Origin of the sequence: uncultured Clostridium sp. (assembly GCF_900547735.1) — a bacterium.
Lineage (GTDB): Bacteria > Bacillota > Clostridia > Lachnospirales > Lachnospiraceae > Otoolea.
The window spans coordinates 75,523-97,965 of the sequence record NZ_URHZ01000001.1 but is presented as its reverse complement, the minus strand read 5'-3'; the positions used below and the strand labels follow the sequence as shown (position 1 = coordinate 97,965).

At 52.5% G+C, this 22,443-nt stretch carries 20 protein-coding genes; 2 read left to right on the top strand and 18 right to left on the bottom strand.

The genetic code is table 11. The annotated features are described in order from the left end of the window. Positions 1 to 30: 30 nt before the first annotated feature. From QZT18_RS00410 to QZT18_RS00335, 16 genes are all read right to left on the bottom strand, one after another. The gene (locus tag QZT18_RS00410; RefSeq protein ID WP_294143505.1) at positions 31 to 732 is read right to left on the bottom strand and encodes a septation protein SpoVG family protein; all 702 of its coding nucleotides are present in this window, start codon (positions 730 to 732) and stop codon (positions 31 to 33) included. A gap of 54 nt (positions 733 to 786) precedes the next feature. Then, the gene (locus QZT18_RS00405) at positions 787 to 1,653 is read right to left on the bottom strand and encodes a VirB6/TrbL-like conjugal transfer protein, CD1112 family (RefSeq protein WP_006356267.1); all 867 of its coding nucleotides are present in this window, start codon (positions 1,651 to 1,653) and stop codon (positions 787 to 789) included. 16 nt (positions 1,654 to 1,669) lie between these two features. Then, positions 1,670 to 1,885 (bottom strand): Maff2 family protein, encoded by a 216-nt coding sequence (locus tag QZT18_RS00400; RefSeq protein ID WP_002575635.1) that lies wholly within the window; start codon positions 1,883 to 1,885, stop codon positions 1,670 to 1,672. Between the two features lie 111 nt (positions 1,886 to 1,996). Then, positions 1,997 to 3,814 (bottom strand): VirD4-like conjugal transfer protein, CD1115 family, encoded by a 1,818-nt coding sequence (locus tag QZT18_RS00395; protein WP_294143500.1) that lies wholly within the window; start codon positions 3,812 to 3,814, stop codon positions 1,997 to 1,999. Beyond that, positions 3,811 to 4,278, bottom strand: coding sequence for a PcfB family protein (locus QZT18_RS00390; protein WP_002588269.1), 468 nt, complete (start codon positions 4,276 to 4,278; stop codon positions 3,811 to 3,813). The genes QZT18_RS00395 and QZT18_RS00390 overlap by 4 nt, the downstream gene beginning before the upstream one ends. An 84-nt stretch (positions 4,279 to 4,362) precedes the next feature. After that, positions 4,363 to 5,151: a DUF6674 family protein gene (locus QZT18_RS00385; RefSeq protein WP_294143499.1), complete on the bottom strand. Its 789-nt coding sequence runs from the start codon at positions 5,149 to 5,151 to the stop codon at positions 4,363 to 4,365. A 52-nt stretch (positions 5,152 to 5,203) separates the two neighbouring features. Beyond that, positions 5,204 to 5,902: an antirestriction protein ArdA gene (locus QZT18_RS00380; protein ID WP_294143498.1), complete on the bottom strand. Its 699-nt coding sequence runs from the start codon at positions 5,900 to 5,902 to the stop codon at positions 5,204 to 5,206. After that, complete coding sequence (locus QZT18_RS00375) at positions 5,895 to 6,248, bottom strand: hypothetical protein (RefSeq protein ID WP_002588266.1); 354 nt, start codon at positions 6,246 to 6,248, stop codon at positions 5,895 to 5,897. The genes QZT18_RS00380 and QZT18_RS00375 overlap by 8 nt, the downstream gene beginning before the upstream one ends. A 310-nt stretch (positions 6,249 to 6,558) precedes the next feature. Continuing rightward, positions 6,559 to 8,022 (bottom strand): ParB/RepB/Spo0J family partition protein, encoded by a 1,464-nt coding sequence (locus QZT18_RS00370; RefSeq protein WP_294143497.1) that lies wholly within the window; start codon positions 8,020 to 8,022, stop codon positions 6,559 to 6,561. Between the two features lie 147 nt (positions 8,023 to 8,169). After that, positions 8,170 to 9,036: a hypothetical protein gene (locus tag QZT18_RS00365; RefSeq protein WP_366925764.1), complete on the bottom strand. Its 867-nt coding sequence runs from the start codon at positions 9,034 to 9,036 to the stop codon at positions 8,170 to 8,172. A gap of 469 nt (positions 9,037 to 9,505) precedes the next feature. Continuing rightward, positions 9,506 to 10,123 carry a DUF3877 family protein gene (locus tag QZT18_RS00360; protein ID WP_294143496.1) on the bottom strand — a complete coding sequence of 206 codons (618 nt, stop codon included), beginning with the start codon at positions 10,121 to 10,123 and terminating at the stop codon, positions 9,506 to 9,508. After that, entirely contained in the window at positions 10,120 to 11,436 is a 1,317-nt protein-coding gene (locus QZT18_RS00355; protein WP_294143495.1) for an MATE family efflux transporter, read from the bottom strand. The genes QZT18_RS00360 and QZT18_RS00355 overlap by 4 nt, the downstream gene beginning before the upstream one ends. Positions 11,437 to 11,613: 177 nt before the next feature. Further along, complete coding sequence (locus QZT18_RS00350) at positions 11,614 to 12,456, bottom strand: deoxyribonuclease IV (RefSeq protein ID WP_294143494.1); 843 nt, start codon at positions 12,454 to 12,456, stop codon at positions 11,614 to 11,616. A 91-nt stretch (positions 12,457 to 12,547) separates the two neighbouring features. After that, the gene (locus QZT18_RS00345) at positions 12,548 to 15,943 is read right to left on the bottom strand and encodes a restriction endonuclease (protein WP_294143493.1); all 3,396 of its coding nucleotides are present in this window, start codon (positions 15,941 to 15,943) and stop codon (positions 12,548 to 12,550) included. Between the two features lie 204 nt (positions 15,944 to 16,147). Further along, positions 16,148 to 17,011 carry a hypothetical protein gene (locus QZT18_RS00340; RefSeq protein WP_294143492.1) on the bottom strand — a complete coding sequence of 288 codons (864 nt, stop codon included), beginning with the start codon at positions 17,009 to 17,011 and terminating at the stop codon, positions 16,148 to 16,150. A 102-nt stretch (positions 17,012 to 17,113) separates the two neighbouring features. Beyond that, positions 17,114 to 17,557: a MarR family winged helix-turn-helix transcriptional regulator gene (locus tag QZT18_RS00335; protein WP_294143491.1), complete on the bottom strand. Its 444-nt coding sequence runs from the start codon at positions 17,555 to 17,557 to the stop codon at positions 17,114 to 17,116. Positions 17,558 to 17,724: 167 nt separating this feature from the next. Here QZT18_RS00335 and QZT18_RS00330 point away from each other — a divergent pair, with 167 nt between their 5' ends. Next, the gene (locus QZT18_RS00330) at positions 17,725 to 19,467 is read left to right on the top strand and encodes an FUSC family protein (protein ID WP_294143490.1); all 1,743 of its coding nucleotides are present in this window, start codon (positions 17,725 to 17,727) and stop codon (positions 19,465 to 19,467) included. Positions 19,468 to 19,569: 102 nt separating this feature from the next. Here the strand turns inward: QZT18_RS00330 and QZT18_RS00325 are convergent, their stop codons facing one another. Together QZT18_RS00325 and QZT18_RS00320 are read right to left on the bottom strand one after the other, a co-directional pair. Then, positions 19,570 to 20,061 (bottom strand): amidase domain-containing protein, encoded by a 492-nt coding sequence (locus tag QZT18_RS00325; RefSeq protein WP_125142391.1) that lies wholly within the window; start codon positions 20,059 to 20,061, stop codon positions 19,570 to 19,572. A 73-nt stretch (positions 20,062 to 20,134) separates the two neighbouring features. Next, complete coding sequence (locus tag QZT18_RS00320; protein ID WP_294143489.1) at positions 20,135 to 20,770, bottom strand: TetR/AcrR family transcriptional regulator; 636 nt, start codon at positions 20,768 to 20,770, stop codon at positions 20,135 to 20,137. 170 nt (positions 20,771 to 20,940) lie between these two features. Between QZT18_RS00320 and QZT18_RS00315 the strand changes: the two genes are divergently transcribed. Then, positions 20,941 to 22,278 (top strand): MATE family efflux transporter, encoded by a 1,338-nt coding sequence (locus QZT18_RS00315; RefSeq protein ID WP_294143488.1) that lies wholly within the window; start codon positions 20,941 to 20,943, stop codon positions 22,276 to 22,278. Positions 22,279 to 22,443: the final 165 nt, after the last annotated feature.

Here is a 22,443-nt window from a genome sequence, read left to right as displayed (position 1 = left end):
GCCGCTTCGGGCCAACTTGGCCCGAAGTGCTTACCGCTCCGCCGCCTTCGCGGGCTTCTCCTTCGGGGCGCGGGCGGCTTTCTCCTTTGCCGCCTTCTTCGCCCCGGCCTCCAACTGTCCCTTGATGGATTCCTTTTCCGGGGGCGGGGTCTGCCGGACGGCGGCGGCGCGGGCCTGCAACTTTTCAACCTCCTGTTGATATGCCTCCAAAATCGCCCCGTGGAGCTCCTTGCGAAACTCGGCGGTGATAGGCTTCGCCGTGTCCCGGTAGCCGTATTTACTGCTCTTGTCCGGCTTGCTGGGCATACCCACAAAGAGGCCCTTATCGCTCTGTAAAATCTTGAAGTCCTCCACCACAAAGCAGTCGTTGAATTTCACGCTTGCGAAGCCCACCAGATTTTTGATGGGGTCAATGGGACGGGCGGCTACTTCCAGTTTCAGGCCGGAGCCGCCGGGGGCCTCCTGTTCCGGGGCCTGTGCGCCCGTGGTCTTTTCCTCACTCATTGTCATTTCCTCCTTTCCGGGCCGGGGCAGTACCTCCCCGCCCTCATAGCGGTAGCCCGACCGCTCGATTGCGGCCAGTGTGTCCGCAGATACGTTTCCATGTAGCTGTATATCCGTGTCGGCCATAAAGCGCAGAGTGTCCGCCTCGATGAAGTCCTCCACCAGCTTTCCATTCCATAGCCGCTGAACACTCCCGTCCGAGGTCACGCCGTACCGTCTCGGGGCCATAGCCTCACCTCGTTTCCATGACTTCGGGCCAACTTGGCCCGAAGCTCCTTCTTATCAATGAGCGCCGAAAATGGATTTAGCGAGGGAGCCCGTCTTAAAGAGTGTGAAGCAGAGCAGGACGGTATAGCCCACACAGCCCCATATCGCGCCGATCATATCCCCGCCCGTGGCAATCCCCTGTATCAGTACCGCGTAAATGGCGATACAGACGATAATCAGGAGCCCTTGAAAGCCCACGGCCAGCAGGGAGCGGAAATAGTTCTGGCCCATGCTCCCGATTTCCCGGTTGACTACCGTTGCAAGGGGAATCGGGGCAAGGCTTGTCATTAAGTAAATCTCAATCATTCTCCCGTAGACAATCACAAATATCACGATATTGAGCGCCGTCATGGTAAAGCCCACAAAGAAGGATTGAAGCCACAGCCCCAACAGGGGGCCGAGCTCCATCGCCTCCAACTGCGTCTCTAAATCGGCCAGCATATCCGGGGTGATTTCGGTGCTCCCCTGTATCAGTCCCGCCGACTGCTGGACAACGTACTGCGACAAATCGAACACGGCCATTACCACGTTGAAGGTATTGGACAGAATGAGAATGGCGCAGAAGGTTTTGAATATCCATTTGAAGAAAATCCAGGTATCCACGTCATGCAGGTTGTTCCGCTCAATGAGTAGCTGAATGAGCTCATAGCACATGACGAAGGTGAGCACCAGCCCGGCGATTGGGAGAATGACAGTCTCGGAGAGCTGCCGTATCATGGAGAAAACCCCGGCGTTCCAACTCGCCGGGGTTGTCCCCACTTGTTCTGCAATCTCTCCGACCTGCGCGTTTACGTTGTCAAAGAGCCCGCCCAGGTTTCCCATAATGCCGTCAACCAGCAGACCCTTCAACCACTCCGCGATTGCGTCGAAGATTATTTGCATAGCGTCTCCTTATCGTTTAGCTGAACAGGCCGGACAGCAGGGGAATAAGCGTGGTTCCAATCAGGATAATCCCGCCGCCGCTCATAAGCTGCTTAATTCCCTGGCTTTTGGCCCCCGGATTGTCGGAGCCATAACCTTCCAGCAGGTTGACCACGCCCCACACGCCGAGGCCCGCGCCGATAGCGATAACCAAAATTTTCAGGGTGTCGATAGCAGAAGCAAAAAATTCCATATAATTTTCCTCCATTCAAAATGTGTTGTTGGTTGCGGGGGCAAGGCCCCCAGGTATGAAAAAAGCCGCCCATTTCAGGCGGCGGGAGCTTCGGGCCAACTTGGCCCGAAGTCAGGCGAAGGCGTCCGGGTCGTCCAGATCGTCATAATTGAGAATATCGTCGTCCAGGCTGTCCGCGTCTCCGGCCTCGTAAACCTCGTATTCCTCGTTGGGATTGAGTTTCAGCCGGGTGCTTATCAACTTTTCCAGATGGAAGGCGTTGCGCTTCTTGTCGGCCTCCGCCGTGTATTTATAGTTAGGGTGCTTTTTCAGGTCGTATTTCGGAGAGAAGAACGGGCGCAGGCCCCGGAGCTGTAAAATGCACTTGTTCCCTGGCATGGTGGTCAGCTCGTCCATTGTCATCAGTTCCTTGCCGAGCCGTTGAAGGTTCTGCCCGTAGCTTTCCGACTGGCCCCGCGTGCGGCTCTCAGTATACATGGAGATTGTCTCTTTTCCCAGTACCTCCGAGATTTCCTTAATCGTGGAGTGCTCCCGGCCCCCGAGGAAGATAACCGAATCCATGTTTCCTAAGATGGTTTCAGAATTATCTTTATACAGGGCCTTACACTGGCTCATGGCCTGGTAAAATAAGCAAATACTGCACTCACGCGACCTTATAACAGCGCAAATTTTTTCGAGCTGGGGCACCTGTCCCGTATTCGCGGCCTCGTCCCACAGCACCCGTACATGGTGGGGAAGCCGCCCGCCATAGACGTTATCTGCCTTTTCACAAAGCAAATTGAACATCTGCGAAAAGGCAAGAGCAACGATAAAGTTGTAGGTGCTGTCCGTATCGGAAATACAGAAGAACAGCGCCGTTTTTTCATCCCCGAGCTTGTCAAGCTCTAACTCGTCATAGCTCATAATTTCCCTTAGCTCCGCAATATCAAAGGGAGCCAGCCGCGCCCCACAACTAATCAATATACTTTTTGAGGTCTTGCCGCTGGCTAACTTATACTTGGCATACTGCCGCACAGCGAAGGCTTGGGGCTTACGCTTGGCGAGGCCGTCGAACATATAATCAACGGCATTTTTGAAACTTTCATCATCCTCCCTTACTTCCATACTGTTAATCATTTCGACTAACGTGTTCATGTTCCGTTCTTCCTCCGGCCCTTCAAAGACGATATAGGCAACAAGGGCACAATATAAAAGCGTTTCCGCTTTTGTCCAGAACTCGTCCCCCTCTTTGCCGTCGCCCTTTGTGTTGGTTATCAGGGCGTTTACAAATTTCAGCACGTCGGATTCCGTCTTGATGTAGGCCATCGGGTTATAGTGCATACTCTTGCGGAAGTCAATCGAGTTAAACACCTTGATTTTGTAGCCCTTCTTTTTTTGCAGGAAATGGCCTACCTGGGAGAGCACCCCGCATTTCGGATCTACGCACACATACGACGAATGAGCTTGAAGGAGCTGCGGGGTCAGCCAGAACCGGGTCTTGCCCGAGCCCGACGAGCCGATAATACAGCAGTTGAGGTTGCGGGCGTTGGCCGGGATTTTGGGCCGGGTGTTCATAGTGAGAAATTCCGTCCCGGTCAGTATCACGTTGTTTTCAAACTTTGGGTCAACAAAGGGGGCTATATCCTTTGCCGTCCCCCAGCGGGCCGAACCATATTCCACGTCTTTTCTGAATTTCTTTGCGTTCCGTACTTTGTTGTAGACTACCAGCCGGAGCACCACGGCCCCGATTAGGCCCACCAGCAAATCGAAGCCGTGGCCCGGCGCTATCGTCCCGAAGGCTGGGCCTATGGTTTTCATCATGCCTATGAGCTTCATGCCAAAGTCGGCCCCAGCCGCAAGGCGGTACGCCTCCCCGATTTTGCAGAAAAACCAGAAAATAAAGAGATACGGGAGGTTGGGAACCACATATTTTTTAATTTTGGCGTTCATCGTTCCTGCACCGCCTCTCTGGTCTTTTCCCGTTCCTTCTGCCGGGTCTTGATATGCGCCCCAAACTGCCGGAGCTGGCCGAGGATAGAGGGCCGGTCTTTCTGCCGGGCCATTACCCGTTTGGTGTACTCGGAAAATGCCGCCGTGATTGCGTCGGCCTGTCCTGCCTTGAAGAACAGCAGATAGTCCTTCGGCCCCACCTTGTGGAAAGCGTAGTCCACATTGAACTTTCGGGCTACCCGGTCAAACAGGCGGGCGTCGCCCTTCAGCTGGATACTGTTGGACGGCCCGCCGTGTCCCATAAGCTGTTTCACACTCTGCCGTCCGTGGGGGGTGAGAGAGGCCCGGCGCTGTTTCTCCGCCTGGGCCAGAAACTTCTGGAACGCTTTGCACAACACCCGGCCCGTGAGCTTGGTTGCCTGTACCGATATGGCAACAGTGCGCCGTGTTACATCTTCTTCCATTGATTCCTCCTTTCTGTCCGGGCCGCTTCAAGATGGGGCGGGCCCCGGGGATATGGAAAACCTCGGGCCAACTTGGCCCGAGGTCTACCGCTCGTCATGTGCCGCCGCCGGAGTGGATTTCTCCTTCTTCGGCGGGGGCGTTTCCTTGTGTTCTTTCATGGCCTTCAAGATAGAAGGCTGTTTTTCAGCGGCCTTTTCCAGACGGTCAAGGCTGGAAACCGCTTTGTCCAGGCTATTCCGGGTCGCGAGATAACAGGCCCGTTCGGCCCGATAGGGGGCCTGCACCGTCTTTGCCAGCTTGCCGACGGCCTTCGCCTCCTGAACGGCCTCCTTCCCCATCAGGGCGCGGCCTATGTTTTTCAAGTGCCGCCCGGCTTCGTGATACTCGGCGCTTACCGCCTCAATTCTGGAAATAGCTTTTTCGTCTGCCTTTATCCCGTCATTGATGGTATTCCGCAGAGATTCCAGCCCCGGTTTGACATGGAAGAACCGGGCGGCGCTGTCCAGCGCGCCGATCCCGCGCTCCTTCACAGCGGCCAGCGTGTTTTTACAGCCCTCGATTACCGCGCCTTTTAACTCCGCCAGCCGTTCCCGCAGGGTGGCCACGTTGGCCTCCAACGCTTTGACGCTCTTTTGCAGAGCCGCCTTTAACGGGTGGTTTTGTTCCTGCAAGCCTTGAAGCTCCTGCCGCATGGCTTTTAACTCGTCAACCGCGCTGGCAAGCTGTTTCTCCATTTCGGAAACATGGCCGATAGCCTCTAACAGCTCTTTGCCAGCCGGGGACTGATTTTCTTTCAGAAGGGCCAGCAGTTCCTTCACATACTCATTTTCAACAATCGGCGTTTCTGCCGGGGCCTCTTTTTTTCTGCCCAATCGTTACACCTCCTTTTCTTCGGCCATACCTCGGGCCAACTTGGCCCGAAGTCTACCGTTCTTCATGGGCGGCGGCTTTTCCACCTCCACGCTCCGGGGGTGGGGCCTCCCGATACTTCTTTAACGCTTCGAGAATGGAGCGGCGGGGCTCAACGGGATAGGAAAATATCTGGTATTCCTCGGGAACCTTGTCTCCGTCGTAGTGCTCAATGAAAGAGCTCTGGTTATTTTCGATATAGCCGCCGTCTGTAAAATCGCTCGTGCTGTTCAGAAACAGATCCCGCCCGTATGCCTCATAGTCAAAATAGCCCTTTATATCCTCCGGCACGTTCAGCGAAGCAAACTCGTCAATGAAGCACCGCCCCAGTTCTTCCGGTGTCTTTACATCAGGGTAAAAATCATAGCAGCCGAGATTTTGGGTCAGGTTGATTAAATCCTTCACACTTCCGGCATATTCCCCGAGGGCAACAGCGGCTTCAAATTTTTTCATCTCGCCGCTGTCCATTTCTCCCAACAGGGAGGCGAGGTAATTCAGCTCGTCAATGCTTTCGTTTTCCCCCAGGTGCGCCCGCAGTCCGGCAACGTCGGTTTCATAATCAACAATATGGATTTCCTCATACCGCACCCCGTCCACGCCAATCTTGGAAAGTACAGCCTGTACTTCCTCGGTGGTGGCAGGCAGACGCAGAGGCTCCACCGCGAGAACACCCTCGTTGTACTTACCAATATTGCTGATATAGGCGCTAATCACGCCTTGCCTCCCGACCCTGGCCCTTTACGGTCAAAATGCCGTCCAGCGTGGTCGCCGTGATGTTGAGCCGCCCGGCCACGGCAATATCATTTTTCACATCTTCCGTCATGCCGTCGCCGCAGACCACCAGCACATGAGCCCGGCGGAGCATATCGCGGGAAATATCAATCCCGCTTTTGTGTTCCTCGGGAATATCGTTGTTCAGAAATAAATGCAGGTAGAGCAGGGGGCAGACCGGGGAAAATCCGGCCTCATAAACTGCCCTGCAATACCGCGCCGCCTGTTCCGTGTCGGCGTTTTGGTCGCCTGTCCATGCGGCGGTGATGTATGCTAAAGGTCGCTTCATGTGGTTTCCTCCTTCCTGTTTTTGCTTAATAGGGAGCCCAACCCCTCCGCCCCTTCCCGTGGGAAGGGGAACGGCTCAAAGGAATATATATCCCCGTCGCTTGACTACTACAAGCACAACCGGGAAAGGCTGTCAAGAGCTTCGCCGCCGTAGGCGGTGGCGCGGGCGCCACCCTTGACTGCCTTCCCCGGTTGCGCTATACAAACCACGGCGACGGGGAATATATTATATCCTTTGAGCTTCGGGGCGCGGGGCAGAGCCCCGCTTTAGGCGGGAACCTCGGGCCAACTTGGCCCGAAGCTCTCCGGCCTTATTTCTCCTGTTCGGCCTTTTTCTCCGGCTTCGTCTGTTCCTTCTGCTTGCCCTTCCAGTCGTCCAGGAGCTTGATAATCTGGTCTTTCATTTCCTGCGGGGTCTTTTCCTTGCCGAAATACTTCTCCAATTCCATTCCACTGATAATCACTTTGTCTACCTCCTTCTTTTCTTCGAGCATGATTCCGTCGATCACGTCGCCGTTGAGCATATTTTCCTGGTCGAGTTTCCGCATACGCTGGGCCTGGGAGAGCGAAGGGGCCGACTGTTGTGCGTCAATGGCAACAGCAATATACCGCTGATTTTTGGGCTTGATATAGGAAAGCTCCACAGCGGGAGTAAATGCAATCTTGAGCGGCTTGCCGCCGCTCCCGACTGTTTTGCCGTCAACCATATCCTGCAACGGGGGAATGAGCCTTGTCAGGGCGATATGCCGTTGAACCTGTTTCACGCTCATGCCGTTGCGCTCCGCGATAACCTCATTGGAACGCTTATCCACGTCTGTTGAGAAGTTTTGTCCCTCCAGCGCCTCACGCGCCCCCTGGTGCTTGATGGCCTCCAACTGCATTTTTAGGGCCTTGGCTAACTCCATCGTGGAAACTTCCCGGTTGTTGACGTTATCCTCGACCATCTGCTGAATGGCCTGCTCGTCAGTCAGGGCGCGAATGATACATGGCGTATAGGGAATACCGGCCTCAATACTGCCCGCGTCGCGGCGGTGGCCGGAAATGATTTCATAGCCGCCCTTGTCATCAGGCCGGACAATGGCGGGTTGTGTCACGCCCTGCGCCCGGATACTTGAAACAAACGCCATGAACTTTGCATTTTTCTCCACGTTGAACGGGTGATTTTTGAAGGCATGGAGCTGTTCATGGGGGATTCTTACGGTTTGTTCCACTTCCGGGATAACGAAAGGCTCCACGGGCTTGTCCGTCTTGGGGATTCCGTATTTCTTCCGAAGCTCCTGTTCCAGCTTGGCCTTCTGTTCTTCCCGGCTGGGGCCGTCCGCCGCCGGGGCCGCTTTTTCTTCCTCCTGCTTGGACGGGGAAGTTTTTTCAACCTTGGACTTTTCAGTTTGTTTGGGAGCCTTGTCCTTCTGGGAACGTGCCGTCTGTTTCTTCTTTTCCGGTTTAGCCGCGTCTGTCCGTTCGGGCTTCGGCTTATCGGTAGTTGAGCCTTGTTCCTGTTCCGACATAGCCGCCTTTTCCTTCTCGGCCACAATTTTATCAATCATAGCGCCGGAAATATCAATGACATTTCCGGGGCGGCTCCTGTCAGCCGGGCCCGGGGTGTCAGTCTTTTCTGCGGCAGGGGTGTCCGCCTTCTCGGCTTCCTGCACCGGGGCTGAAGTTTTAACCTCCTGCGCCGGGGGCTCCTCCTTCCGTGGAGCCGGAGCTTCGGAAACGGCGGGGCCGCTCTGTCCCTGTTCCTCCGGCTTCAAATCTTTTTTATCCTCTGCCATTCATTTACCTCCTTCATTTTGGCATGAAAAAAAGGGCCTAACTTTTACAGTCAGCCCCACAACGGCTTCGGGTCAACTTGGCCCGAAGCATGGATATAAGAAATATCCTCCTTTCCGCCTCACAACGGAAAACGCCGCCCGTAGTCTCTACTTGGGCGGCGCTTGTCCGGTAAAGTGATAAGCTCTTATTTTATTGATATAACGTGTATTTAGCCGTTTTCTTATTATGATTGGCCCGGTCGCTCCGGTTGCTCCAGCGGCTCCCGCTGTTCCAGTCGCTCCGGTTGGACCTGTGGCTCCGGTTGCTCCCGCGGCTCCCGCTGTTCCCGTTGCTCCCGTTGGACCTGTCGGGCCGGTGGCTCCCGTTGCTCCGGCGGCTCCCGCTGTTCCCGTCGCTCCCGTAGGACCTGTTGGGCCGGTGGCTCCAGCAGCTCCCGCTGTTCCCGTCGCTCCCGTAGGACCTGTTGGGCCGGTGGCTCCAGCGGCTCCCGCTGTTCCCGTTGCTCCGGTTGGACCGGTCGGCCCAGTTGCTCCATCAGCTCCGGCTGTTCCAGTCGCTCCGGTTGGACCTGTGGCTCCTGTTGGCCCGGTTGCTCCAGCAGCTCCCGCTGTTCCCGTCGCTCCCGTAGGGCCTGTCGGGCCGGTGGCTCCAGCAGCTCCGGCTGTTCCCGTCGCTCCCGTAGGACCTGTTGCCCCGGTTGCTCCGGCAGCTCCCGCTGTTCCAGTCGCTCCCGTAGGACCTGTCGGGCCGGTGGCTCCGGCGGCTCCCGCTGTTCCCGTCGCTCCGGTTGGGCCTGTAATTCCCGTTGCTCCGTTAGCACCAGTTGCCCCTGTCGGGCCGGTTGGGCCTGCTACGCCGGTATTTCCAGTTGCTCCGGTCGGACCGGTGGCTCCCGTATTTCCCATTGCTCCGGTTGGACCTGTCACTCCAGCGGCTCCGGTATTTCCAGTTGCTCCGGTTGGACCAGTTGCTCCCGTTGGGCCGGTCGCTCCGGTAACACCTCTTAACCCCATAGCTCCCGTCGCCCCAGTTGCCCCTGTGGCTCCCGTTGAACCTGTCGGGCCGGTCGGGCCGGTTGGGCCCTGGAATCCCTGCGGGCCCTGTGGGCCTATCGGACCCTGCGGACCTCTTGGGCCGGTCGGACCTGTCGGGCCCTGTGGACCTCTTGGTCCCCGTTCACCCGGGCATCCTCTGGGACCCATCGGGCCGGGACAGCCTCTGGGACCGGTCGGACCCTGGCAGCACCTTCCGCACCTTGGTTCCGGGAAATTTCCCGGGCAAAGTCCCTGGTTTCGTAAAACCGGATTTTCGCCCTGTATAAAAGAGTTTGTATTCGTATTGCCAAATCTGCAATTATCATTACAATTCATATTATCACATCCTTATTAGTCAGCAGTTTATACTGCTAATGCCATAATATGTTGTTGTCCTAAAAGATGTGTATGAATCCAATTATCTGCCGGACTGCCCCGGCCTCTCAGCTCAATGAGCGTCCTCCCCGGAAAGGTCTTCGTAGTCCTCTCTGGTAAAACGGTGGTAAGTCAGACCGAATTCGTCCTCCTCCACACAATAAATATAAGGTTCCGGAACCGCACTGCTGAAATAGAACACATGGCCGACTCCCTCCCCCTCCTTATCCTCTTCCGTATATCCAAGCTCATACATTCCGGCAAAATCCCGGAAACACGCCCGTATCTGTTCCAATGTACTGTCTTTTGCCGTAATGACGGACAGAAACCGTTTCAGAAATTCCGGTTCCGGAACGGAATCGGCTATATAAGCGCATCCTTTTTCCGGCACCTCGATACAGTACCGCTCTCCCTGTCTTGAAAACCGTATCTTTCCAAGCAGCGGTTCAACATCCTGTGCAAAAACCAGAAGCGCCCCGTCAAGTTCCCCAAGCCCGGCTTCACCCTCTGGCTTTTTCTCTTCCGCTCTATCCTCAGTACGGCCGTCCCCCGCCTCATCCCCAAGCCTCAGCAGATTCATCAGGGAAACTGCGGGATAATAGAGCCTGATACTCTCATCACGGCTCCCGATTTTCATCTGCCACTCTTTTATTGTGTCAAAAATATGCTGCCGCAAAAACTCTGTCGTCATATTTCTCCTGTTCCGCCGTTAAACGGCTTCCGTTTTTTATAAAAAATCAGACATGCTGCCACTACGATCACTTCCGTGATGGGAAATGTGAACCACACCCGGTTCAGCCCAAGAAAATGCAGCGCCCAGGCGACTGGCACAAGCAAAGCAACCTGGCGCAGCAGAATGAGGAAGATACTCTCTTTTCCCCGGTCCACTCCCTGGAAATAAACCACAAAGATCAGCCCGAACGCCGACGGGATAAAGCTCAGCGCTATGATTCTGAACGCAGTGCCACCGATCTTAAGGATCTCCGGTCTGGACGAAAAGATGCTCAGCAATAATTCCGGCATGGCCATAAAACACGCGGCCGCGGCCACCATAATCACTCCCGCTATCACAAAAGAACAGCGCAGGATGCTGTCCACCCGGTCCTTTCTCCCCGCACCGTAGCTGAAACTTAACAGGGGCAGTATAACCTGCTGAAGTCCCAGAAGCGGGATAAAAAAGAAGGTCTGAAGTTTATAATAGATTCCGAGCACGGTAACCGCATCCTCGGAAAAAACTTTCAGAATCAGGTTCAGTCCCACTATGTACACCGTATACAGACACTGCATGATAATCGAAGGCGCTCCCGCCCTCAGGACTCTGGTGCAGTAATGCAGGTTCACCCGTCCAAAGGGCATGGAATACCGTTTGATAAACCCGGCCATCACGATCGCCATGGCCGTCCACTGGCCGATTACGGTTGCAACGGCCGCCCCCCTGATCCCCATCGCCGGCAATCCGAAATAACCGAATATCAGGACAGGATCCAGAACAATATTCACCGCTGCCCCCGCCACTTGGGCGCACATGGGCAGCACCATATTGCTCCTGGCCTGCAATACCTTAGTTCCGGCCGCCTCGATAAACATTCCCAGTGAAAATGCAAAGATAATCTGAGCATACTGAATCCCGTATTCCCTCACAAGCGCCTGCGCCGATGAAACCTGATAATAATATCTGATCCCCGGCATTCCCGCGGCAATAAAAAGCAGGGCGCCCAGTATGCTCAGCAGGAATCCGGCCGCTATAATATTTTTCTGAGATTTTGTCTCACCTTCCCCATCCAGCCTGGAAATCAGGATATTAATTCCCACTCCCGTGCCCGTAGCCAGGGCCGTCATCAAAAGTTGGATCGGAAACATAATGGACAGGGCCGTCAGCCCCTCCTCCGAATATCTTGCAACAAAATAACTGTCCACGATGTTATAAATCGATTGAATTAACAATGCCAGCATAACCGGGGCCGACAGCCTGATTAACTGCTTCCATACCGGTGTCTCTTCCATGCCCGTTTCTCCTCTGTCAAAAACTCACCGGACAAAATGCAGAATCAGCTTTCTGCCCGCCCGGTGGAATGGAACCATTATAACAAAACACTCCGCAGAAATACAGCACTTTTCCATCGTCCGTGTGTCGTTGTATCGTCCGTGTGTCGTTGTATCCGTCCATGTCTCAAACGGATATCACCTGTGCGCCTGTGTAAGCTCTTTCCTGAGCATTGCAATCTCAAGTCTGTGTCCCTCATCATCCAGAGGAGTCTCCAGATAGAAGGGCAGGCGGCGTACAGCGGGATGTCCCATTATTTTAACCGTGGCCTCTTTCCCCATGCGGCCTTCCCCGATCGGGGCATGGTTATCTTTTCTGGAACCAAACGGATTGGCGCTGTCGTTCAGATGGACGGCCTTCAGTTTTTCAAGCCCGATAATACCGTCAAATTCCCGAAAGACGCGCTCCGTCTCATTTACAATATCGTAGCCGGATGAAAACATATGGCACAAGTCCATGCAGACGCCGATTTTGGATCCGCATTCCACCCTGTCCATAATATTTCTGAGCTGTTCAAAGCGCCAGCCAATCTCGCTTCCCTTCCCCGACATGGTTTCCAGTAGGACCGTGAGACGCTGGTTTCCGTCGATCGCCCGGTTGAGGCCTTCCGCAATACGGACAATCCCCGCCTCCTCTCCCGCCCCCATATGATTGCCCGGGTGAAGATTGTAATATTCGATTCCCAGCTTCTCCATGCGGATCATATCGTCCTTCACCGCCTCTCTGGAAAATGAGAGGATATCCTCATTTACACCGGCCATATTAATTGTATACGGCGCATGAGCCATAAGAGGCCCAAACCGGTGTTCCTCCCTGAATCGACGGAATTTTTCAATGTCTTTTTCGTCATATACCTTCACACTGCTCCCACGCGGGTTCCGGCTGAAAAACTGAAATGTGTTTCCCCCCAGGCCAAAGACCGTCTCTATTGCATAAGTAAAACCTTTTGCGATTGTAAAATGCACTCCTATCTTGTACAATGTGCCGCCTCCCTGAAATCGTTTCCTACTACTATTCCCTGCATTGCGGCAAATATTGCAAAACAAAATATTACGGCTGAAAATTATCGGTTTATAACCCGGTTTGTAATACATTCTGCAGCCCGGTCCGGATTGGGAACTGATTTACAAAACATTCCAAATCATTGAAGAATTCATTGACAATACCATAAACACCGCATTTCTTCAGAAATTCTACATTATTTTCCTGAAATACGTAGATGACCGTCTTATCTTTTTGCTTTTTGCAGATGGACTTTCTGCCTGTCAGGCACTTTATTTCCTTCTTTGTCAGTTTATCCTTAAACGCACCGGTTATTTGGGCTATCTCCAGATTTTCAACCAGAATAATTGCATCGGAAACCGTCATCATATCGCTGTAAATCTCATTGTCGCGCCCGGTTTTAATCTGCAGACGGATTTCTTCCAGAAAGCCGGTTATCCTCTCTTCTCCCCGTCCGTAACCGTCCAGAAACTGCTCCACCTGCGGAATCACATAATTCCGGTAAAACCGTTCCTCATCCATCTCCCGGAATAAAAGGGCAAGCTGCCGTTCCCATTCATAATTGCGTTTAAAACCGCCATTCAAATCAGGACTGTAAACCGCCAGACTGCCGTCCCGGCCATTTTCAAAAAAGTCCGAAAACAGCGTCTCATACTCAAAGAAAATCCCTCTTTCAAAATCTTCTCCATTCACCAAAGCCCGGCCGCAGCAGTACAGCATGAGCAGCTCATTGCGAGTCTCGACCCACTTTCCATTTTTCACAAGAACGGTCCTGAACAGTAGCTCTTCCAGCGCCTGATTCCCGGCCACATATTTTTCATAGTCTTCCAGTTTCCTGAATTTCGTCTCACTCACCCGGGAGCTTGCATTGTAGAGCAGAAGATCCAGCATGTAATCGGTACAGAATCCCACAAAGACGTCAGCAATATCAGGATCCCCATCCAGTATCTGATAAATAAGCAGATTCATGAAGGTATCCACACTGCGGGGCATCTTTTTCAGCCCCATATTGTCCGTCATATCTTTCGCCGCTGCGAGCATCTCCTCGGTTACCAGCATTTCACTGATATACCACGGTTCTCCGCTCTCCGCGATGGAGAGCAGATCTGCCTCCATCTCCGGACCGTACTTAAGCTTTTTGATAAGCTCCATGCATTCTTCCTGATCGAGCACGCCGTCCTTTTCTCCAAGCAGCAGCTCATATCCCTCCCGCTTGGCCTTTCCATAGTTCTCCTCTTCCGGCTCCGGAGACCACCCGGCAAATTTGTCTATTTTTTTGTCTATTTTAGTCTCCTCATAATACCGTCCGGCGATCAGCTTAATCTGCATCTTATATTTCTGTGTGTACCTGAGGCCGAACTCTTTAAGAATACGCGGAATATCATCCACCAGCATGTCCAGCTGCCAGGGATAGTCAAGCTCATCCAGATAATCAAGGCTGTAAAGAATGATATCCTTGATATTCTTTTTCATAAACTGAACGTAGTTCTCACGCCGTTCTTTAAACTCGTCCGGATAAATTTCACCTAACTCACTGAAGTATGCATAATGTGTGGCCAGGAACGAACAGGACCAGTACTGCTCCATAATTTGCCGGCCATTAAGATGCAGGCCGTTCTTTTCGCATAAGCGCACCAAACCGACAAAATCGATCAACTCATCTATTCCGTCAAATGCCCCATTCCGGCCCAACTGTTCAAAAAATGTATTGATAAAGTCACGGATAAAGTCCCACACCGGGCCCCGCTTCTGTAACTTTGAGACCCGCAGCAGGTGAAAGGCCCGGCCGGCCCAGAGACTTCCCTCCTCCATATCGGATTCCCCGACCTCAATTTCCCCAAAATCGGAAAGCTTCATCGGCAGGTTATAAAACTCGTCGACGGCCCTTTGTTCAATCTCCCGTATGATTTCCTCATCCTTACAGAGATCCCGCTCCAGAAGCATCAGAAGCTGGTTGTAAAAGGAAGCCGACCTGCATAATTTCGGAATATAGTATTCCTGGTTCTGTTCCAGAAAAGAGAACAGGAAATCAACAATAGACGGGTTATCAAACGTAATCAGAATCTCTTCGTCCCAATACGTCGTGACAAAGGTTTTTTCCAGCTCGGAGATGCAGGCCTCAAAGGACTTCATTTTCCTGTCGGCCGCGTACAGCTGAACATACTTTCCGAACGTATTTCTGATATCGTCCAGGCTGATCGGCACATAGGAGATCGCGATAATCAGGGCGATGATTCTCGCCTCCTCCGTAAGCTCCATAAAAATTTCATTCCAGAAATTCTCCGGATAGTCCAGATATCCCAGCAGTTCCTCCGTGTACTCCTGCGGTGAAAACTCCCCATAGTCACTCTGTTTTAAAAATTTCTCTATAATACGCGGGCTGTATCCCTCATTTTCAACAATATTATCACAGTGAAATAAGATGTCCTCCAGATATTCCGTCTCAAGCTCCGACGCATACAGATGGGCGAACAGGATCTTCGCTTTCTCGGCGTCGCTGTAATCCTTCAGGACGCATTCCAGCTTCAGCCTGCTTACGATGTCCTTAAGCTCCGGGCTCCTGCTGATCTCCTGCTGGACAATATACTCCCTGGACGTAATAATCAGCCTTTTATTTTCATCGGCCTTTACCAGGTAAATCAGCTCCTCCAGCTTCCTTGTAGCCTTTCTCCCGGTCTCTTTGTGGAATGTGCTGCCCCAATAGTCATCCAGAATAAACACCTGTCTCTGATCGGAGTACTCCCATCCGGCCTCAATCTCCTCTATTGTCTCGGCCCAGATAAATCCTTCATACCCCCGCACAGACAGGAATTCCAGCGCAAGAATATAAGCCAGCGTCGTCTTCCCCATCCCCGGCTCACCCGAAATCACGATCGTATGGTTGGCGTTCAGTTTAGCCAGTGCATGGTTGTAAGTCTGTGTCTGGACAAAGGTCCTGCTGGTACCGAGAGCCTTGCGGTAAGCGTTCGTATTGCGGTTCCGCGCGCCCTTGTGGACAATCTCGGAAAGAACCTCCTCTATGACGGACGTGTCGGGGAGCCACAGCCTGGTATAATCCTTCTCAATCCGGCTGTATTCCTTTTCCGCCAGAAGGCGGTTCAGCTCATTCTTCGTGATAAGATCCCCGCTGGTTTTGATATACCCCTCAAACAGCTGATAAATTTTATCGGCTTCATGTTTTCCCAGTTCAAGTGAGACAACGAGGATATAGCGGTCCGGATTCAGCTTTTTAACCTTTAAAAGTTCAATGTTTTTAAGTTCCCTGTATAATGTCTTAAAGTCCCTATACTTTTTAGCCTGTACCACCAGTGTGGATGTTTCGTCAAACCACAGTCCGTCGGCCCCGCCGTCAGCGGTATCCTTAAACGTCTGAAGCCGGACATGCTCACGCTGCTGGACCACTTCACACGCCAGATTTTGAAAATCGGCCCAGCTCAATTTTTCATTATAATCGTATGTTCTCATGCTCGGTCTTCCTTTGCTTTCTAAAAAGGGAATTTACCGGCTTGATTTACCGTAACTGCCGCCCCTGTATCTGCGAACCTGTGTTCTTTTATTGTATCATATCAAAACCACGGTGTAAACGATATCGAAAAGGAGGCGGCCCGACTGCGGGACGCCTCCAAAACAGATTCAAAACCCGTCGTTCTCCGCCAGGTCTTTCCTTTTTCATCTTTCCTTTTTCATCTTTCCCGATTCGTCTTTTCTTTTTCGCAGCTGCTTCCGTCCATATCTAAAATAATAAACGGCCGCTCCAAGAGGCAGCGACAGATACACCCTCATTCCCAGATTCTGATAGTCCAGTATTTTAGGGAACGCAAAAGTATAAATAAAAAATGAGATTATCAGATCCCCTTTTGTCATAAAGATGATTCCCGCGTAAACAGACAGGATAAACATGACCCAAAGCCCCCAGAGCCGCGGCTTTCTTTTCACGCAGAGCACGGTCATCCAGACTGAAAACAGGACCTCGAAAACCGCCAGGATTGTCATAATCCACTGCGCCGTATTGAACTGTCTCCAGGTCGACGGGGTTCCGGTTACCACCGGGGAAGCCGCTATGCGGATCCAGTCGATTTTCCCGCTGTCATCCGAGACAGCCAATTCCACCCTGGGACTTTCCTCCCCGCAGTCCACCAGATAACTGTATATGGTCGCCCCCGGAGCGGCTCCTTCCGCCTGGCGCCTCCTCTCTTCCAGTTTCTCGGCCGAATTCCACGTTCTCCCGTTCCAGATATCAAAAAACAGTTCAAAGAATTGTTCTTTCTCTTCCGGCTCCGTTATGTCCACCCACAGACTGCACATTGCCTCTTTATCCCTGTTTTTTAAGGCGGTCAGCAGAGGCGCCAGATATTCCTCCAACACGCGGTCTTCCCGTGCCACTCCCGCGTCGCGGGACGTGTCTGCATTCCGGAGCGGCGCAGCAGCCGCCTCCCCTGAACCGTAACCTGCCGTGATAAACAACAGAAACATTATTATGAAACATACCTTCTTCATCGTCTCGTTTTCCCCCGCATTTTCAGCCTCTTCCAATCGGCCGTCCCCGCACATTGTCCACAACAATCTCAGTTTATTATAACAAATGCCCGCTCTTTCTACAAGCGGAATGGGAAAAGTACCGGGGCCTCCCGGCTGCTAAAGCTTCGGCAGCGTCTGCGCCAGGACTATGACGGCATCGTTTAATTTCTGTAGTTCCTGCTCCGTCAGTTTTTCTTCCAGTGTTCGGATAAACTCCTTATTTTTCATATGGTAATCATCCAGATAGGAAACCGCCTTCGGCGTCAAGCGGACCTCGACGGTTCTCCTGTCGCTCTCTCTGGGCACACGTTCCACAAACTCATGTGCAGCAAGCGCATCCACAAGTTTTGTCGCCTGCTGCTTTGGCACATTCAGACGCCGGGCCATCTCCGTCATCGTGGCGGTTCCCCGGCTCCTCAATGTTTCCAGGCAGTAATATGTCTCCAGGCTCATCTCTCCATTCAGTGAATTTTTAAAAGGCCGCACCAGATTGGAATTCCAGGCCGGCATCGCATGAAGCAGGTTTTTCACAAATAATTCCGATAGTTTATCTGATTTCATTTTTTCTCTCCCAGATTTTTATTGACAAAAACAGGCAAAAATGGTATCTTATAAAATTAGTAAATAAAATATGACTATCATATTTATGTTATTATCACGATTATACAACATCCAGTCTGAAAATCAATACCCGGTTAAGAACCGTCACAAAGGAGATGCATCGTTCTATGGTTAATCATTTCAAAATTCCCGCCAGAATCAGGGAACACTTTCGTTTCAGCACTTTAAGCTTTATTTTCATCATTGCATACGTCAATCTTTTTTCCCTGCTCTTCGGGCCGGAAAATACGATCGCAGGCGTTATATTCACGATCTTAATGTCCGCCTCCATGGTCCGGGATTTGACGGCCACACCGTTCCGGCATCTGGCCGGCCAGTCGCTTATGCTTCTCTGGATCGCGCTCGCCGCTTATCTGGTAAATGCGCTCCCCGCTCCGGCCTCTTTCCTTCTCAATTTTATCACACTGTTTGTCATCCTGTATGCTTATACCTATGAATACTCCACCCATATGTACTTTCCCTACATTCTGTCCTACCTGTTCCTGATATTTATTTCCCCCGTGGACGCTGCCCGCCTGCCGGGACGGCTCCTTGCCATGGTGACGGGCGCCGTATCCATTCTGCTCTACCAGTGGATTATGGGAAGAAAACGCGTAGACGAAACGGCCAGGGATGTGCTGAGCGGGATGATCGACTGCATCTGCTCCTATATCACAGGCAAACTTGACGGGAACGGTGCGGAACCAGATTCCGTGGCTATCCATCACCTGCTCTGCAGCCTCAGTAAAACCGTGTATGACCGAAGGAAAAAGGCGCTCTGCGTTTCCGACGCCGGTTTTTCCATGATCGACGCGGGACGGGGGCTTGAACATCTGCTGTTCTTGCTGAAGGAACTCCCCGGAGATCTGTCCAATCAGGACCGCTCCCTCCTTCAGGTGACGCTGAACCGGCTGCGAGTCTTCCGCGCCTTCCTTCACCAGGAAATAAAGGAGCTTCCAAAGCCATCCCACGATACTGTCACCGAAGGAGACAAGGAAGAAACTCATCCGCCGGATAAACTTCTGAACTACATAAACGACCGCCTGCTGCACATGTCGGATCCCCAAAATAAGGGAAACTACCGCCCGAATGTACTGTCGCTGAAACTCAGAATCCAGGCCGCCCTCGATTTAAGTCCGGTCCGGTTTGTCTACGCCCTCCGCACCGCCCTGCTTCTTGCTGCGGCAGCCCTGCTCGTCCGATCCCTCTCCCTGCCGCACGGAAAATGGCTTTTGTTCACAATGGCCTCCGTATCTCTCCCCTATGCGGACGACGTCCCGGTAAAAATGAAAAAGCGAATTGCCGCCACGGTGGCCGGAGGTCTTATCTCCGTTGCCGTCTACTCGCTGATCCCCTCCCCGGCAGGCCGCACCGCAGCCATGATGCTGTCCGGTTATCTGTCTTTCTATTTTACGGATTACGCGGAAACCTTCACCTGCTCGACCATCGGGGCCATGGGAGGCGCCGTGTTCATGACCGCCTTCGGGCTGCAGGCGGTCGGCGGCGTCTTCCTCATCCGGCTCTGTTATATCCTGGCCGGGGCCGCGGCGGCATACGTGGTAAACTGCCTTATTTTTCCCTTCAACAGAGAAAAAGCCACAAGGCAGCTCTGGGACAAATATAAATCCATCACGGAACTGCTGGCAAAACTATGCCACACCGACCAGATTGATTCCCAGTTGTATTATAACCTCGTCATCCAGGCCCATTTACTGGAAGAAAAGCTGAACCAGAATGCGCTCCTGGAGCGGTGGACCGGGTTTCCGGAACTCATGGCCAAATGCCGGGAACAGGTCAGGAACGCCCACCGCACATTCATCGCTGAGAGAGCGGACGCCCCCGTATATGAGACGGAACATCTGCTCCATTAAACAACGAAAAGCACGCTTCGCGTACTTTTCATTGCCACTCAACGGTAAAGTGCCGGTACGGGAAGAACGTTTCCTTCCCCGTACCGGCACTTCCGGCTTTCCCTATGCCCCCCAGACACGGACTCCCTTTATATGAAGAAATCTGGCCTGCTCATACTGGTAGGAATCCAGAGGCCGCATATAGGCATCATAACTGTGTGCCGCAAGAAAAATACGACCATTCTCCACGGCCACAATCACCGGGCTGTGATAATACCAGCTCCCGTTGCCGAGCTGCACGATGTCTCCGGGCTGTATCCCCTTCTCATCCGTCACCACGGCGTAAGGCCCCACCGACTTATTTCCCACAAGGAAATTGTAGAGGTACTGAACCCCCGTCCAGCTCGGCGTCCTGTCATAGCCGCTGTTATAATACCAGCCCTTCACCGGAGTATAATTCATAACTCCGCTCCCCGCATAAATGCACTGCGAAGCAAAATTCGTACAGTCTCCTCCCATATGTTCGAAATCGAGATATCTCGGATTCCTCCCCAATGCCCACTGTTTGGCATACTGTAACGCCGCCTCCCGGCGGTATTCCTTTTCTTTTAACATATCCCGTAACCTGGTCCGCTCCCTGTTATTTAATCATATGGCGGACACGGCTTCGATATCCTCAGGAACTTTACTATTTCTCATCCGCAGGGTGAAAACAGGCCTCATAAAGCAGCGTAACCCCGGTATCCAGGATTCTTTCCTCCTCTACCGGAGTGCTTTTAAATACGATGCGGTCCACAAGGGCATCAATGAAATCCACAATCACAACGGAGGCCGCTTCCAAATCGTCTGCCTTGACCCTGTCCTGGTTCCGGCCCAGAAGTTCGAGAACGGCCTTCCTGATTTCTTCCCTGTGCAGATCCAGCACGGCAGCCACATCCTTTTTTGCATAATAAAGCTCTTCCAGCGCCTTGTTAAAATCCTTGACACAAAGGTGCAGGTCTATCAGTTTTTTCACCAGGCACCGGAGCCATTCCTGCAGATTCTCCGTATACAGCCGCCTGTTCATCTCCGTATTCAGCGTCTGGAAAACCGTCATAAAATGATTGTGATGGCGTTCAAGCAGCTCCGCCAGAATCGTGTCTTTATCCGAAAAATATGAGTACAGGCTGCCGATTGAAATTCCGGCCGCTTTTGCAATCTCATTGGTTGTCATCTGAAAAAATCCCTTTTCACAGATCAGCCTCATGGCGGAACTCAGGATTCTTTCCTTCATCTCCATGCTGCGTTTCTGTTTCGGCTGTCTGATTGTCTTTTCTGTATCCATTGTCCATCCTCCCTGCTCTTTATTCTATCCTCCCTTTCCTGAAACGTCAAGAATCAAAATGAGTTATTACTCACATTTTTGTTGACAGGCAGAAAATATGAGTATATAATCGCGTTTATAAACATGAGTCATTACTCATATTAATAAAATCACATCAGGAGGTATCTGTCATGGAACTGTCAGAAAAAATCAAAACCGGGGCGATTCCCGGATTAATCCGGGAGTTATCGGCTCCGGCCATCCTTTCCCTGCTCCTAAACGCGTTAAACGCGGCGATAGACGGCGTATTTGTGGCAAAGAGCGTTGGCACCGCAGCCTTGTCCGCCGTAACGGTTTCATTTGGAATTGTCCTCATTATCCAGGCTCTCTCACTGCTGATTGCTGCCGGAGCATCGGCCTCCATCTCATTGAGGCTCGGAAAAGACGACAGGGCGGGAGCGGAAAAAGTGATTGGAAACACCTTCTTTCTCTCCCTCCTGTTTGCCGCGTCCATCACCGTCACAGGGCTGTTTACCGTGACTCCCCTGCTCCGCCTCTACGGGGCCAATGAGGAGAACCTCGCATACGCCGTGGAATATATCTCCGTTATTCTGAGCGGTTCCTGTTTCTTCATCATGGCGCAGTCGATGAACAACTGCGTAAAGGGGATGGGGTACGCAGGAAGGGCCTTCCTGAATTCCCTGATGAGCGTACTGACCAATACGGTTTTAGACGCTGTTTTTATCTTCGTCTTTCACTGGGGCGTCTTCGGAGCCGCCCTGTCAACGGTGATTGGCAACGGCGTCTGCATGATGATGGCGATCCGCTTCCTCCGCTCCGGAAAATGCACCGCAAATCTCCGGCTGAGCTGCATAAGGCCATCCGGTTCAGGAAGTATTCTGTCCATCGGCCTTCCCGCCTCCATCGTACAGTTCGCATTGAGCCTTGTCTCCCTGACCTTCAACCACACCGCCGCATACTATGGTGGAACGGCCGGCGTTGCTTCCTATGGAATTATGTACAACACGATGATGACGGTCTATATGCCGGTAATCGGCCTCGGCCAGGGAATCCAGCCCATTTTCGGTTTTAATTACAGCGCCGGGAATTACCTGCGTGTCGAAAAGACCTTAAAGCTTTCCATTACATATGCCACCGTCTTTGCGGGCGTTATGTTTCTTCTCATCGAACTTGCGGCCGGCGCAATCGTCGGGGCATTCGGAGGGACCGGGGAACCCTCCCTGGCCGCTATGGCCGTTCCCGGCCTGCGCCTTTTCAGCCTTACACTCCCCCTTGCCGGGTTTCAGATGATAAGCGCAAACTACTTCCAGTACGTCGGAAAGGTAAAACAGTCCGTCATCCTGAGCTCCCTCCGCCAGCTCATCCTCCTGATTCCCTTTGCCCTTCTCTTTCCGGCAGTTACCGGCATGACCGGAATCTGGCTGGCAACCCCTGCCGCCGATTTAATCTCCTTTGCCGTAACCGTTGTTTTTGTAAGGAACGAACTGGATTTACTAAAGAAACAATAGGCGGATACAGGAAAGAGCCCGACAAGCTATATTTTCCTTATATCAGGAGTTTGAGGGTGTAACCCTCATTTCAAATCACGTAGGTGGAATTCAGTTCCGCCGTAGTGCTGAACTGCCGATTTCTAGGGGCTTTAGCCCTTGCGCGAGGAAATCGGCAGTTCTTCC